Here is a 13796-nt window from a genome sequence, read left to right as displayed (position 1 = left end):
AAACTGGCAAATCTGGAAGCGAAGAAGAAAGCAGCTCTCAAGATTGCCGGCGTAAAAGTAGAAGACTGACTCTTGTAGTATATATAAATACAGTCAGTCTGTATGACAGCATTGCATTTTACCTGAAGGTGGGAGGTCCTTATGGCCTATAACAGCTCATTAATCAAAGGAATGGCCCTGCTGGACTGCTATCATGGCGATACAGATGAGTACGGCATCGGTGATTTCAGTCAATTGACCGGACAGCCGGAAAGTACGATTCAACGGCTCGTCAATACACTGGAGTTTATCGGAGTCATTTTTCAAAATCCAAACAATAAAAAATACCGCCTCTCTCTGCGTATTCTTCGCTCACTGACATCGGCACGGTATGCACCGCAATGGCTGGACAATGCGAAAAAAGAACTGATCCGTCTTCAGAAAGAAACACATGAAACTGTCAATCTGGGAATCCGGATGGGCGGTGAGCTGGAATATATCGCCAAAGTCGATACAGACCAGCTGCTGCGTCCTAATTTCATCTTAGGAAAACGATATCCTCTGTATTGCACGGGGCTGGGGCGGTGTCTGTTGTCGTATCTGCCGCGGGAAGATATCCGGGAACTTCTGCCGGAAACGTTCACGGTGGGTACGGACCGGGCACAGCCGGACTTCGAACATCTCTACAATACGATTCTCCAGACCCGCAGACAGGGATATTACCTGGATGATGAAGAGTTCAGCCTTGGGTTATATTGTGTGGCAGCGCCTGTTTTTGCCTACCCCGGCAAAGTAGCGGCTGCTGTCAGTGTCAGTGTGCCCAAGGCCCGGATTACTCCGGACATTGTACAACATATTTTACAATGTACACTGGCTGCAACGAAGCGTATTTCTCATTCTTATGCACAGATTTTGTGTTCATAATGAATTGAACTGATATCAGGGAGGGATAGATATGGTAGCAACGAAAATGTATGAATTGGGAGCCAAAGCCAACCTGATTCGTACACTCTACATGTTCGGCCTGCAGCAGGCTGAAAAAGTAGGGGAAGAAAATGTATTTGATTACAGTATCGGCAACCCGTCGGTACCGCCACCGCAGGCTGTATCCGATGCCATTGTCGAACTGGCGACGAAGTATTCTCCCATGGAAATCAACAGCTATACCCCGGCTATGGGCCTTCCCAAAGTACGTCAGGGGCTGGCTGATTATATGAATCAGACTTATGGGGCTGATCTTAAGGCAGATAATTTCTATCTTACCTGTGGTGCCAGCGCATCATTGGCCATTATCATGAAAGCGCTGATTGAACAGGACGGAGACGAAGTCATCATCATTGCGCCTTATTATCCGGAATACAGGACATTCGTTACGGTTCCGGGAGGAAAGGCTGTCATCGTGCCGCCAGACACGAAACATTTCCAGCTCGATATGGAAAAACTGGCAGCAGCCATCACGCCGCGGACGAAAGCAGTCCTGATTAATTCGCCGAACAATCCGTCAGGGATGGTATATTCGGCAGAAACGCTGACGAAATTAGGGGATCTCCTGCGGGAAAAATCACAGGAACTGGGCCATCCCATTTATCTGATTTCCGATGAACCGTACCGTGAAATTGTTTATGACCACATCCCTATTCTCTATGTACCGAAGTTCTATAAAGATACGATTATCCTCTATTCGTACAGCAAGTCCCTGTCTCTTCCGGGAAACCGTGCCGGTTATATCCTGGTGCCGGAAGGTGTGGAAGATGGAAAAGCCATCTATACGGCGGTCTGTGGTGCCGGCCGTGCCCTGGGGTTTGTCAACATGCCTAATCTCTATCAGCATGTCATCCTGAAATGCATGGGCATGACTTCTGATTTCAGCGTCTATGACCAGAACCGGAAGACACTGTACAATCATCTAAGTGAAATGGGATTTGACTGTGTATATCCCAGCGGAGCTTTCTATTTGTTCATAAAAGCGCCCGATGGCGATGACATGCAGCTCATGGAAAATGGCAAGAAAATCAACCTGCTCCTCGTACCGGGGACAGGATTCGGCTGCCCGGGATATGCCCGCATTTCGTACTGCAAGCAGCCGGACATGATCGAACGGTCCCTGCCGGCTTTCCAGAAACTCCGTGATATGTACAAATAATATTATATACAAATCAACTACCCTTTTCTCTTTATGGAAAACCGTTACAACATGGCTTGTACCCTGTGTTGTAACGGTTTTTGACTATATAGAGAGATGACATACTACAATTGCATGGAACCTCTATCAAATAATGTCATATCATTATAAAAGGTACTGTTTTTACATTGAATAAAATATATTGTATGATATTTGCATAAAAGTAATAAAAAACAAAGAATTTTAAAATAATTCAAGAAAAATAAAATATATATGCGTACAATGCCGTATGTCAGGTGTGAATCCGATTCACACTGCATACGGCATTTTCATTTTTTTCCATGAAGGGGGTGAAGGATATGGATAGTACGACATGGTGTATGCTGGCCTTTTATTTTGTTGTCGTAGGTGGAGGGTCTGCCTGGACGATGTGGCGCAGCCTGAAGAGTGGCGCTTCGTATGGGGATACGAAGTAAAGCACATTATTTTTATAAATCATAAAACGAGGGGGATTCTTATATGGCAGGAAAAAAGAAAGAGCAGTTTGGCTCGTCTATCGGCTTTGTCTTTACTATGATTGGCATGGCCTTTGGATTAGGCGCCATCTGGAGATTTCCATATGTAACGGCACAAAGCGGCGGGGGTGCTTTTGTGCTCATGTTTTTGATTATTACACTGGTACTGGCTGTTCCGGCCGGGATGGCAGAAATTGCTTTTGCACGTAAAATGCACAGTGGTCCTGTTGTTGCTTTTAAAAATGTTCTGGGTAAAAAACTGGGACGTATTGCTTGGATTTATCCGATTATCCCTACAGGGCTTAACATGTTTTACATGGTCGTTACCGCCTGGACACTAGCGTACATTTGCTTCAGTATTTTTTATGGCAATGAAATCATGGCAGATCCCGTTAGATTTTTCAATGACTTCAGCAATAACAAGACAGCAGTATTTTCCTGGACCGTTGTCACGATTGTATTGAATGCTGTCATTTTGTGGAAAGGAATTCAGGGTGGTGTTGAACGATTCTGTAAATACGGGATTCCTCTGTTATTTGTTATTTTAGGCTTGCTCATGGTTCGCGTTTTGACGCTCCCTAATATTGCCCCTGGTATACAGCTTTTTGTTGAACCGGACTGGTCCCAGATGCTCAACTTTTCCATGTGGGCCCGGGCAACGGGGATGGCCCTCTTTGCTATTGGATTAGGGCCGGCGGCACTGATGGCATACGGTGCGTATTTGCCGGAAGATTCAGATATTCCTACGGATTTTCTTACGGTAGCTTTTTGGAATCTGTTAGGATGTATCCTCTCCGGACTGATTATTGTACCGGCTGTCGTTGCATTCGGGCTGGATCTTAATTCAGGTCCTAATCTGACATTCATTACGCTGCCTTTTGTTTTTGCCCAGCTGCCGTTTTCTATTGTTATTGCTTTGGGATTTTTTGCAGCTATGGCACTGGGAGCATTTTCTTCTTCCGTTGGCATCATGGAAAATTCCGTGACAACCGTTAGCGGCGGAATGGGCTGGAGTCGTAAAAAGACGATTGTATTTATTGCGGTAGTCACTATTTTAGGGGCCATTCCCTGTATCTGGAGTGAGAAATTTCTGGCAGCGATGGATTTCTTTATTGGAGATGTCGGGTATACACTGACTGCTTCTATTATGGCTATTCTTCTTGCCTGGTATGTGGGAGCGAAAAAGGTGCGGGAAGAATGGATCAAGCCAGGCAGTACCTTTACGATCCCGTCTCTCTATGACCCGCTGTATAAATACATTATCTGTCCTGTTTTAGTATTATTGTTCATCCAATCCTGTATGAATATCCCCAAAGTGCTCAGTTCGATTTTTTATGTAATATATATTCTACTTGGACACGGAAAGCAACAGGGGCTGTAACAGACGTGAGGGAAACTCATTCTGTTACAGCCCCTTTTCTATACGTATAAAAAAGGGTATACTTTTCGTGAGTGACAGAAGTGACGGAAAAACAAGATTATTCTAAGCCGGGATATCGGTGGGGAGGAGCTTTGGGATACATGATGCATTCTGTTTTGTTTATTGCGCCTTTTGAAGAGCTGACAAAGACTGCGAAGCGGGTGATGCACAACAGGAATCTGGATATAGAAATAGTTACGGCTTCAAATGAAAAGGCTGTGCAGATTGCCAAGAGCCGGCCGGATAAGACGATACTGATTAGCCGCGGAGGCACGGCCAATGATCTGAAACGGTTGCCGGAACGTACGGTTGTAGAAATTACGACGACATTCAGTGATATCCTGGAAGAAATTCAGGATGCCGTTTTTGCCGGATACACGCAGATTGGCATTGTGACCAATAATAATATCATTGACAATACAGTAAAAGATTTTGCGTTCCAGAATATAAAAATATGGCTCCGTCCCTGCAAGACGTATATCGAAATCCGCCATATGGTGGAGAAGGTATGTGGCGAAGGGGCGGACTATATCATAGGTTGTCATCAGGCAGTGAAAAAAGCGCAGGAACTGCATGCTGACCACGCCTATATCCGGTCGGGCCGTATTGCCGTGGAACGGGCACTCGATGAAGCTCTGCGGATTGAACGGATGCGCGGATTGACGAATTTTCAGATGGAACGGCTCAATGCCGTTATCAATACGGTGCGGGAAGGCATCGTAATTTTTTCCGGGGACCATCAGCCGGTGTATTTTAATACGACGGCCCAACAGATTCTGGAACGGGAACATAAACAGGACTGGTATAAAGTCCTTTCCTGTTTTATCAGGAAAGAGGAGAAAGAAACTGTTGCAGTTCTGGGAAGCAGCAGAATTCTGATTAAACGCATCCCGCTGCAGATGAATCATCATGCCAATGACGTCTTTGTCATTCAGGAAGTACGGGAAATTGAAAAACAGGAACGGCGTATCCGCTTGTCGTCGCGACAAAGCGGTTTTTATGCTAAAACCCGGTTTTCTGATATTTTTACCACTTCTTCGGAAATGAAACATCTGCTGGAACGGGCAGAAAAATTTGCCCGGACCCGTTCCAATATTCTTATCTATGGAGCTACGGGTACGGGAAAAGAGGGACTGGCTCAGAGTATCCATAATGCAAGTCCCCGGTCAGCGCATCCGTTCGTATCGGTGAATTGTGCTTCCCTGCCGGAAGATCTCATAGAAAGTGAGCTTTTCGGCTATGCCGAAGGGGCTTTTACCGGAGCCAGGCACTCCGGCAAACCAGGACTTTTTGAAATGGCTCATAAGGGAACTATTTTTCTGGATGAGATAGGAGAACTGCCCCTGGATGTGCAGGGAAGGTTGTTGCGTGTATTGCAGGAACGGGAAGTGATGCGGATCGGGGATGACCGGATCATCCCGCTGGATATACGTGTAATCTGTGCGACAAACCGGAATTTGAAAGAACTGGCCCGGCATGGGAAGTTCCGGTTCGATTTGTACTATCGTATCAATGTCCTGCGTCTCAGCCTGCCGTCCCTGAAAGAACGGTCTGAAGATATATGGCCGCTTTTTCAGCAATATTTCAGGAAGTACAGTGGAAGCGGGGGAATGATACATATAACGGACCGCGCCAGACAGAGGCTGCAGGACTATGATTGGCCGGGAAACATAAGAGAGCTGAAAAATGTAGCAGAAGTGCTGGCGTTTGAAGAGGAAACGATAACGGAAAAACGTGTTGCGGCTATTTTGGAAGAAGATGATCTGCCTCAATCTGATGCAGATGATGCAGTCATTGCCGTGCCGGATCATGTCACACTGAAAGAAGCGGAGAAAATTTTTGCGTCATCGCTGTTGCAGCGTAAGTCGCAGGCGGAGGTGTGCCGGCAATTGGGCATCAGCCGGATTACATTATGGCGAAAGTTACATGATGTTTCAGAAAAGAAATAGTTATGTACAAATTTGAAACGTACAATGAATCCATGCAGGATCATTACATGGTTCAGGGCAGGCCCATATGAGTCTGTCCTGATTTTTTTTTCTGTATGGAACAGGAGAATATAGGGCATGATGGAGAGGGAATGCCCCTTTTGTGGATGAATGGTATATAAAGATCTTTTGTTGGCATGGATATTACTTGCATTATTGTGAAACTATTGTCATAAAATTGTTATTGCTATTTTATACGAGAAAGGAAGTCAGAATAATGAAAACAATCATTGTAAATCAGCCTGGAGATGTACAAGTCATTGAACGGGACATGCCTGTCCGCAAGCCGGGAGAAGCCTTGCTGAAGGTGTTGTATGGAGGCATTTGTGGAAGTGATCTTGGCACATACAGAGGAACCTTTGCCTATGCAGACTATCCACGCATTCCTGGCCACGAATTTTCTGCTGAAATTGTTGAAATCGACGATAATCCCCAGGGATTGAAACCCGGTATGGTCGTCACGGCCAATCCCTATTTTAATTGTGGACATTGTTATTCCTGCGAAAGAGGTCTGCTCAATTGCTGTGAACACAATGAAACATTAGGTTGTCAGCGGGACGGTGTCTTTTCTGAATACGTCACACTTCCTGTGGAACGGCTATATGATGGCAAAGGCCTGCCGGCTAAAACACTGGCAGTCATCGAACCGTTCTGCATCAGCTACCATGGTGTCAGCCGGGCTGGCATAAAACCGGGAAATAAAGTTCTCATCGTCGGTGCCGGGACAATTGGTACTCTGGCATCCATTGCGGCCAAATCGAAAGGTGCTGAAGTTTATATTTGTGATCTGGCACGGGAAAAAGTAGACTATGCCGTTCAGACGTTTGGTCTGGCCGGGGGAATTGTGAATACCGGGGATGACCAGGCATTTCTTAAACAATGCATGGATATCACGACAGGTAATGGCTTTGATGTGACTATTGAAGCAGTGGGAACGCCGGCTACGTTCCAGAATTGTATTGACGCAGCTGCTTTTGGTGGCAATGTCGTTCTTATTGGGGTAGGAAAGAAAAATATGGATTTTAATTTCACTATCATCCAGAAAAAAGAACTGAATATATTTGGTTCCCGGAACGCATTGAAAAAAGACTTTCTGGAATTGATCGACCTTGTAAAAGCAGGTGGTGTGGACCTGGAAAAAATCATTACTAATACATATAGTCTGGATGATGCCCCCCGGGCTTTTAATGATTTTGATAAGAATGCGGCCCATATGTTGAAAGTCATCATCAAATTCTGATGCGGACAGGAGAAACAGAGATGCAGAATGTAAGTGAACGCTATCAGACGTCAGCTCATCCCATCCGGATTTTACAGTTCGGAGAAGGAAATTTCCTGCGGGCATTTGCTGATTATGCTATTGATGCAGCCAATGAAGAACGTAATTTTGACGCTGGTATTGCTATCGTCATGCCCCGGGCGGGGAAATCAGACCGTTTTTCCAAACAGCACAATATCTATACGGTATGCCTGCGGGGACAGCAGGATGGGGCAGTGTATACGGAAAACCGGGTCATTACTTCGGTTCAGACCGTACTCAGCGCCCGCGATGAATTCGATGCCGTACTCGGACTGGCTCATGAAGAGCAATTAGAATTTGTCATATCTAACACGACGGAAGCGGGTATTGTTTTTGATGAAAGTGATTCCTTTACCGATATACCTCCGGTTACCTTTCCGGCTAAATTGACACGGATTCTGTATGAACGGTATACGTATTATGAAGGAGACACTCATAAGGGACTCGTCATGCTGCCGACGGAATTGAACGACCATAATGGGGAATTGCTCCGGTCATGCGTACAGCAGTACGCAGCCTGCTGGCAGCTGGGGGAAGGATTCTGCCAATGGCTGGATGCCAGTTGCTCTTTCGTTGATACACTGGTGGATCGTATTGTCACAGGCTATCCGTCAGATACGATAGACAGCCTGCAGGAAGAACTGGGATATGAAGATCAGCTCCTGGTACAGGCAGAACCCTTTTCTCTCTGGGTCATTGGCAGTCCGGAACTGAAAGACCGTCTACCACTGGATTCCAGCAGATTCCATGTTGAATTTACAGACCAGATTCAATCCTTTAAGGAACAAAAAGTCCGCATTCTCAATGGTGCGCATACCTCGATGGTCCTTGGCGCTTATTTATCAGGCCTTGACTATGTAGGACAGTGCATGGCTGATCCGGTTATACGGAAATCACTGGATCAGACCGTCTTTGGAGAAATTGTACCGACAGTGCATCTGCCGGAAGAAAAGGCGGTGGCATTTGCCCGGGCCGTATATGAACGGTTTGAAAATCCCTTTGTCAAACACGCGTTGTTATCCATTTCTTTGAATTCGCTTTCCAAATGGCGGGCACGGATATTGCCGACATATAAGGATAGTCTGGCGGAAACAGGGGAACTTCCCCGGTGGCTTACTTACTCCTTTGCGGCTCTTTTGGCATTTTATCGTACGACGCAAGCCGGTGATCATTGCCTCATAGGTTCGCGTCCGGGAAATACATACGAAATTCACGACGATGAAGACAAACTAGCTTTTATCAGGGAGCAGGCAGGGAAGAAAACAGCGGATTATGTACGGTCTGTTATGGGCCGCTGTGACTGGTGGGGAGAAGACCTGACGGCTGTTCCTGGCTTTGCTGATGCGGTTGTAAGTCATCTGGACCGCATGGAGGCTATTGGAGTGAAACCGCATATTGCGGAGTTAACAGAAAAAGATTATAGAATCTAGGTCTGTACAGGCATAAAAAAACAGTGACATGAAAGCCCGGATTATTTCATGTCACTGTTTTTTCTATAGCTTCTTTGCTGTTCCTTATATGGCCTGCCAGAGCAGACGGTTATTTTCAATGAGAATTGTTACCTTGTCTGTATCGCGGAGCCAGGAAAGGAAGGAACGGATGGTGTTTCCAATAAGGACGTATTGTTCCACTGTGAGCGTAAGATGATAATGGTCAAATACGGACTGTAAGATGTCGTCCCAGCTCCGGGGAGCCTGGCAGAGCTGGAGAATCAGACCGGCGATTTCCTGTACTTTTTGTTTGTTGTATTGTACGAGCGGGCGGATATCCTGTGTGGCTTCTGCGTGGGCCGGTACGAACCAGTCTGCTTCCATCGCTTCTACCTTGTCCAGCGTATCGAGATAGGCCTGGACGTCGTAAATATATCCCAGAGCATACTTATCGAGAATGGCACGGCTGTTCAGGCAGTCTGCGAGAAAGACGACGTTATCGGGTGTGCGGAATCCGACCATATGGAAGAAATGGCCGGGCAGAGAGATGATTTCGATTTCATGGGGAAAAGACGGATCAGAAAAATCGGTAACATCGCTTTCCTTTGCCATGAGAAATTTGTGCCGCAGGTCTTTCATGGGATAGCCGCCATACAGGAATGATGGTTCCAGGATTGGATATGACGTAAAGGCCTTTTCCAATCCTCCGGCGAAGACACGGCATCCGGTCTGCCGCTGCAGATATTGGTTGCCGCCGATGTGGTCGGCGTTGGAGTGGGTATTGAGTATCCCCTGCAGCTGCCAGCCCTGCTGATCCAGAATTTTGCGCAGTTTGCGACCGGCATCTTTATCATTGCCGCTGTCAATAAACCAGGCGTGGACCCCGTCCGGGCACCAGACACCGATTTTGGCAGGGCTTTCGATATAATACGTTTTGCCGGTAAGAGCCGTGAGTTCAAACATATAGGACACATCTTTACTATTGGACATCTTTTAAAAACAGGACTTCCGGTGGAACCTGTGAGGAAAACTGGAAGGGCGTGAGTACGGCACTATAAGCCCCGGCATGAGGAAATGCCAGTACGTCGCCTGCTGCAAGTTTAGGCAGCAGTACGTCTGAAGCGATGATATCGGCTGCCGTGCAGAGATTGCCGTAGATGGTGACTTTTTCCATTTCCTGTGTGTCGTTCAGCACGTAGAAGGGAGTCGAACCGGTGCGGTAAAACAATGGTTCCCGTGCCGGTGCCTCCGGATTTGTGCTGGTGACGAGGTGTTCCAGGCAGGGGCGGAGAAAGCCGTTCAGGGTATTGGCTGCTATGGCGATATGGCTGCCGTGGGATTCTTTTGTATCGACAATATGAGTGACATACCAGCCACAGGGACCAGCCAGATAACGTCCGCTTTCGATGAGGATACGGGCCTGGGAAAAAGTATCTTCGTGTATGACGCGCAGTTTTTCCAGTTCATGGCCCAGCGACTCGATGTCACAATCGGCTTCATCCTGACAATAGGGGATACCGATGCCGCTTCCGAGATTGAGGAAACATAACGGGCCGTCCAGTTTTTCCTGAAGACGTGAAGCCAGAGAAAAAACGTTCTTATAATAATTACTGAGAATATGCCAGTTCAATTCCTGGCTGCGCAGGTGCGTATGGAGACCGATGATGAGGACGTGGGATAATTTTTTTAATTCCGGCAGCGCGGAGAAAAATGCATCTTCATCGATGCCGAATTTCGAACTGCATCCTTTTTCGTCGGTATAGGTGAAATTGGGATTGATGCGGACTCCGATGGGAGCTTTCATATTCTTTCTGGCTGCCAGTGCGTCGATGCGGCGGATTTCATTCAGGCTGTCGGCGATGAGAATGCATTGTCCCAGTGCTTTTTCCAGACAATAGTCACTTTTTCCCGGGGCAGAATAATAAATATGGTCTGATGGCACGCCACAATCGCTGGCAGCATATACTTCTCCCAGACTGGCGGCGTCTGCATCGATGCCGCTGGCAAATATGGTCTTTAACATTGCCCGGTGGGGATTGCATTTGATGGAGTACAGAATCTGTTCATGAGGAAAGGCCTGCTGCAGGTGATGAATGGATTCCTTAAGTGTTTGTTCATCGTAAAAATAGAAACTTTCGTGTCTCTTTGCTTCGGTCAGCAGCAGAGTACGTAAACGCTGGGTTAACATAAAAATGCACCTCTTTTTTTGGATGGAATACAGATACGATTCGCAATCGACGTGATATAATACTACTATAAGCGTACCATATTGTTAACAGAAATTCCAGACGCATATTTTACCGCCAGGAGAGGAGGAACGGAGATGCGCGAAGAGTCGCTTTTTTCACAGGATGTGCCGCAGCCGCTGGCCAGCCGCATGCGGCCGGAAACACTGGATGAATTTGCCGGTCAGCAGCACCTCATAGGAAAGGGAAAGGTACTGTATAATCTGATTGAAAAAGACTGTATTTCTTCCATGATTTTCTGGGGGCCGCCCGGCGTGGGCAAAACGACACTGGCACGGATCATAGCTCATCATACCAAGTCGGTATTTATTGATTTTTCAGCTGTTACCAGCGGTATACGGGAAATCCGCAAAGTCATGGAAGAAGCGGAAAAAAACAGGATGTATGGACAACGGACCATCGTTTTTGTCGATGAAATCCACCGGTTCAATAAAGCCCAGCAGGATGCCTTTCTTCCCTTTGTGGAAAAGGGAAGTATTATCCTTATCGGTGCTACGACAGAAAATCCGTCTTTTGAAATCAACAGCGCTCTCCTTTCACGGTGCAAAGTATTTGTCCTGAAATCTTTGACGACAGATGATCTGGTACAACTCCTCCGCCGGGCTGTCCGGAGCCCCCGCGGACTGGGCAAAGAATCTGTATCCATAAGCGATGACGTATTGACGCGGATTGCCGTCTTTGCCAACGGGGATGCCCGCATGGCCCTATCGACGCTGGAAATGGTTGTCCTCAACAGTGAACGCAGGGAGGACGGTACGCTGGTAGTGAGTTCTGATATACTGGAGCAGTGTACGTCACAGAAATCGCTCTTGTACGATAAGAATGGGGAAGAGCATTATAATATCATTTCGGCGCTGCACAAGTCTATGCGTAATTCCGATCCTGACGCGGCCGTCTACTGGCTGGCACGCATGCTGGAAGCCGGTGAGGATCCCCTGTATGTGGCCCGCCGGGTTACGCGCTTTGCCAGTGAAGATATCGGTCTTTCCGACCCGCGGGCGCTGACTATTGCCGTCGCTGCATATCAGGCCTGTCACTTTATCGGCATGCCGGAATGTACGGTTCATCTGACGGAAGCCGTCGTGTACATGTCACTGGCTCCCAAATCCAATGCGCTGTATACGGCCTATGGCCAGGCCCGTCACGATGCACTGCGGACGTTATCCGAACCGGTGCCGCTGGTGATACGGAACGGGGTAACAAAGCTCATGAAAGACCTGGGGTATGGGAAGGGATATCAGTATGCCCATGAAACGAAAGAAAAGCTGACGGATATGCAGTGCCTTCCCGATGCACTGGCAGACCGGGAATATTACCGGCCGGGACAAAAAGGAGAGGAAGCTGAATTTTCTGCCCGGCTGCAGCGCATCAAGAAATGGAAGAACGCGCACCGGCAGGGGAAAAAGCCGGAATGAAAGAATATCTTTTAATCTTTTTTTCGATTTCGTTTACATATAGTTTACATTTGGCTTCTATACTAAAAACACAATCTCGTCTGGTATGGTCACGGTCAATCCGGACCTGCCGGACTTAGCATAAATCAGGAGATATATAATGAACCGTTATTACAATCCATTCCGGGGACCTCACGGCAGTGCATATAAATTGACGGCTATGGGAATGGTCCTGCTATTAGCCTGCATCATCATATACGGCGTCAGCCATTCCCAGAAAATAACAAAAGAAAAAGGAAGCAGCGGGCCGATTCCCGTGGCGTCGTATACATTGGCCCGGCAGGACATGAATCGTACCATATCCCTGTCGGGGAAGACCGTACCTGTATCCCAGGTTGATATCACGACGAAATATGCTGGCAAAATAGCGGCAGTCAGGGTGAATCTGGGCGATACGGTAGAGCCCGGCCAGGTACTGCTGCTGCAGGATGTCGTCGATGCGACTCTTTCCCTGCAGCAGGGGCAGGCGGCACTGTTGCAGGCGACGGCTGATTCAAGGGCGGCAGAATCCCAGTTTTATGCCAATCTGAAGAAAGCCGAAGTCGATTATGATATGGCCAAAATCAATTATAACCGCTATCAGGTCCTGCGCGATGAAGGTGCTGTGTCCCAGCGCGAGCTGGACACGATATATCAGGCTTTTATCGATGCTCAGGCCGTATTGGACAATCTCAATTCCCAGAATGTAGGATCTGTCCCGGCCAGTATTGCCGGAAAATATGCGGCACAGGATAAAGCCGATTATGCCGTACACAGCCTGGCCCAGCAGATCGATGATATGACGCTGCGCGCCCCACGTAGTGGTGTCATAACGTACCGGAATGCAGAAGCAGGCACAATTGTACCGGCCAATACGAAAGTACTGACCATCACCGATACGAGCGGCATGTATGTCGATTGTGCCCTGTCAGAAGAAGATGTCGCCTTTATGCAGATGGGAACTCCTGTTACGGTATCCATTGATTCGCTGGCAAAGACGTATGATGGAATCGTTACGTATGTCAGTCCGGCTATGAATGATGCCGATAAGACCTATGCCATACGCATTACGCTGCAGAATCCTGATGCCCTGCTCCGCGGAGGGATGCTGGCTGAAATGAATATGAGTGTGCTGCAGAGGAAAGATACATTGTTTGTCCCCAAGGAAGCTCTGGATGTACAAAACGGGACGTCCCGTGCATACGTCATCAGACCGGACCAGACCGTTGAAATCCGCACGGTTCAGACGGGATTGATGAATGATTCTTATATAGAAGTGACAGACGGACTTTCCGAAGGAGACGTCATTGCGACGACCAATCTGGCACGTCTGAAAGATGGTACTGCTGTTACAGTTGATTAA

General features: G+C 47.4%; 10 protein-coding genes. 8 read left to right on the top strand and 2 right to left on the bottom strand.

The genetic code is table 11. The features are described from left to right. Nucleotides 1-141: 141 nt before the first annotated feature. The 6 genes from DW949_RS11865 to DW949_RS11840 all read left to right on the top strand — a co-directional run bounded on the left by DW949_RS11865 (nt 142) and on the right by DW949_RS11840 (nt 8754). Nucleotides 142-903 carry an IclR family transcriptional regulator gene (locus DW949_RS11865; RefSeq protein ID WP_118023428.1) on the top strand — a complete coding sequence of 254 codons (762 nt, stop codon included), beginning with the start codon at nt 142-144 and terminating at the stop codon, nt 901-903. 31 nt (nt 904-934) lie between these two features. Continuing rightward, complete coding sequence (locus DW949_RS11860) at nt 935-2122, top strand: pyridoxal phosphate-dependent aminotransferase (protein ID WP_118023427.1); 1188 nt, start codon at nt 935-937, stop codon at nt 2120-2122. Between the two features lie 498 nt (nt 2123-2620). Next, on the top strand, nt 2621-3997 hold the full coding sequence (locus DW949_RS11855) for a sodium-dependent transporter (RefSeq protein ID WP_118023426.1): 1377 nt from the start codon (nt 2621-2623) through the stop codon (nt 3995-3997). A gap of 140 nt (nt 3998-4137) precedes the next feature. Continuing rightward, the gene (locus DW949_RS11850; protein ID WP_118023425.1) at nt 4138-5985 is read left to right on the top strand and encodes a sigma 54-interacting transcriptional regulator; all 1848 of its coding nucleotides are present in this window, start codon (nt 4138-4140) and stop codon (nt 5983-5985) included. A gap of 256 nt (nt 5986-6241) precedes the next feature. After that, on the top strand, nt 6242-7264 hold the full coding sequence (locus DW949_RS11845; RefSeq protein WP_118023424.1) for a zinc-binding alcohol dehydrogenase family protein: 1023 nt from the start codon (nt 6242-6244) through the stop codon (nt 7262-7264). Nucleotides 7265-7284: 20 nt separating this feature from the next. Beyond that, nucleotides 7285-8754, top strand: coding sequence for a tagaturonate reductase (locus DW949_RS11840; RefSeq protein ID WP_118023423.1), 1470 nt, complete (start codon nt 7285-7287; stop codon nt 8752-8754). 84 nt (nt 8755-8838) lie between these two features. Here the strand turns inward: DW949_RS11840 and DW949_RS11835 are convergent, their stop codons facing one another. Beyond that, entirely contained in the window at nt 8839-9717 is an 879-nt protein-coding gene (locus tag DW949_RS11835; protein ID WP_118023422.1) for an MBL fold metallo-hydrolase, read from the bottom strand. A 16-nt stretch (nt 9718-9733) separates the two neighbouring features. After that, entirely contained in the window at nt 9734-10942 is a 1209-nt protein-coding gene (locus DW949_RS11830) for a diaminopimelate decarboxylase (protein WP_118023421.1), read from the bottom strand. Between the two features lie 135 nt (nt 10943-11077). Between DW949_RS11830 and DW949_RS11825 the strand changes: the two genes are divergently transcribed. Both DW949_RS11825 and DW949_RS11820 read left to right on the top strand, forming a co-directional pair. Further along, nucleotides 11078-12415 (top strand): replication-associated recombination protein A, encoded by a 1338-nt coding sequence (locus DW949_RS11825; protein ID WP_118023420.1) that lies wholly within the window; start codon nt 11078-11080, stop codon nt 12413-12415. A gap of 139 nt (nt 12416-12554) precedes the next feature. Beyond that, nucleotides 12555-13796 (top strand): efflux RND transporter periplasmic adaptor subunit, encoded by a 1242-nt coding sequence (locus DW949_RS11820; protein WP_118023419.1) that lies wholly within the window; start codon nt 12555-12557, stop codon nt 13794-13796.

The organism is Megasphaera sp. AM44-1BH, from assembly GCF_003467125.1.
Classification (GTDB): Bacteria; Bacillota; Negativicutes; order Veillonellales; family Megasphaeraceae; genus Megasphaera.
Note: the sequence above shows the minus strand (reverse complement) of the source record. Positions and strands in the feature narration are given on the sequence as shown.

Excerpts from the sequence above, each read along its gene's own strand:
- DW949_RS11865 (WP_118023428.1), top strand. The coding sequence starts at position 142 with ATGGCCTATAACAGCTCATTAATCAAAGGAATGGCCCTGCTGGACTGC.
- DW949_RS11860 (WP_118023427.1), top strand. The coding sequence starts at position 935 with ATGGTAGCAACGAAAATGTATGAATTGGGAGCCAAAGCCAACCTGATT.
- DW949_RS11855 (WP_118023426.1), top strand. The coding sequence starts at position 2,621 with ATGGCAGGAAAAAAGAAAGAGCAGTTTGGCTCGTCTATCGGCTTTGTC.
- DW949_RS11850 (WP_118023425.1), top strand. The coding sequence starts at position 4,138 with ATGATGCATTCTGTTTTGTTTATTGCGCCTTTTGAAGAGCTGACAAAG.
- DW949_RS11845 (WP_118023424.1), top strand. The coding sequence starts at position 6,242 with ATGAAAACAATCATTGTAAATCAGCCTGGAGATGTACAAGTCATTGAA.
- DW949_RS11840 (WP_118023423.1), top strand. The coding sequence starts at position 7,285 with ATGCAGAATGTAAGTGAACGCTATCAGACGTCAGCTCATCCCATCCGG.
- DW949_RS11835 (WP_118023422.1), bottom strand. The coding sequence starts at position 9,717 with ATGTTTGAACTCACGGCTCTTACCGGCAAAACGTATTATATCGAAAGC.
- DW949_RS11830 (WP_118023421.1), bottom strand. The coding sequence starts at position 10,942 with ATGTTAACCCAGCGTTTACGTACTCTGCTGCTGACCGAAGCAAAGAGA.
- DW949_RS11825 (WP_118023420.1), top strand. The coding sequence starts at position 11,078 with ATGCGCGAAGAGTCGCTTTTTTCACAGGATGTGCCGCAGCCGCTGGCC.
- DW949_RS11820 (WP_118023419.1), top strand. The coding sequence starts at position 12,555 with ATGAACCGTTATTACAATCCATTCCGGGGACCTCACGGCAGTGCATAT.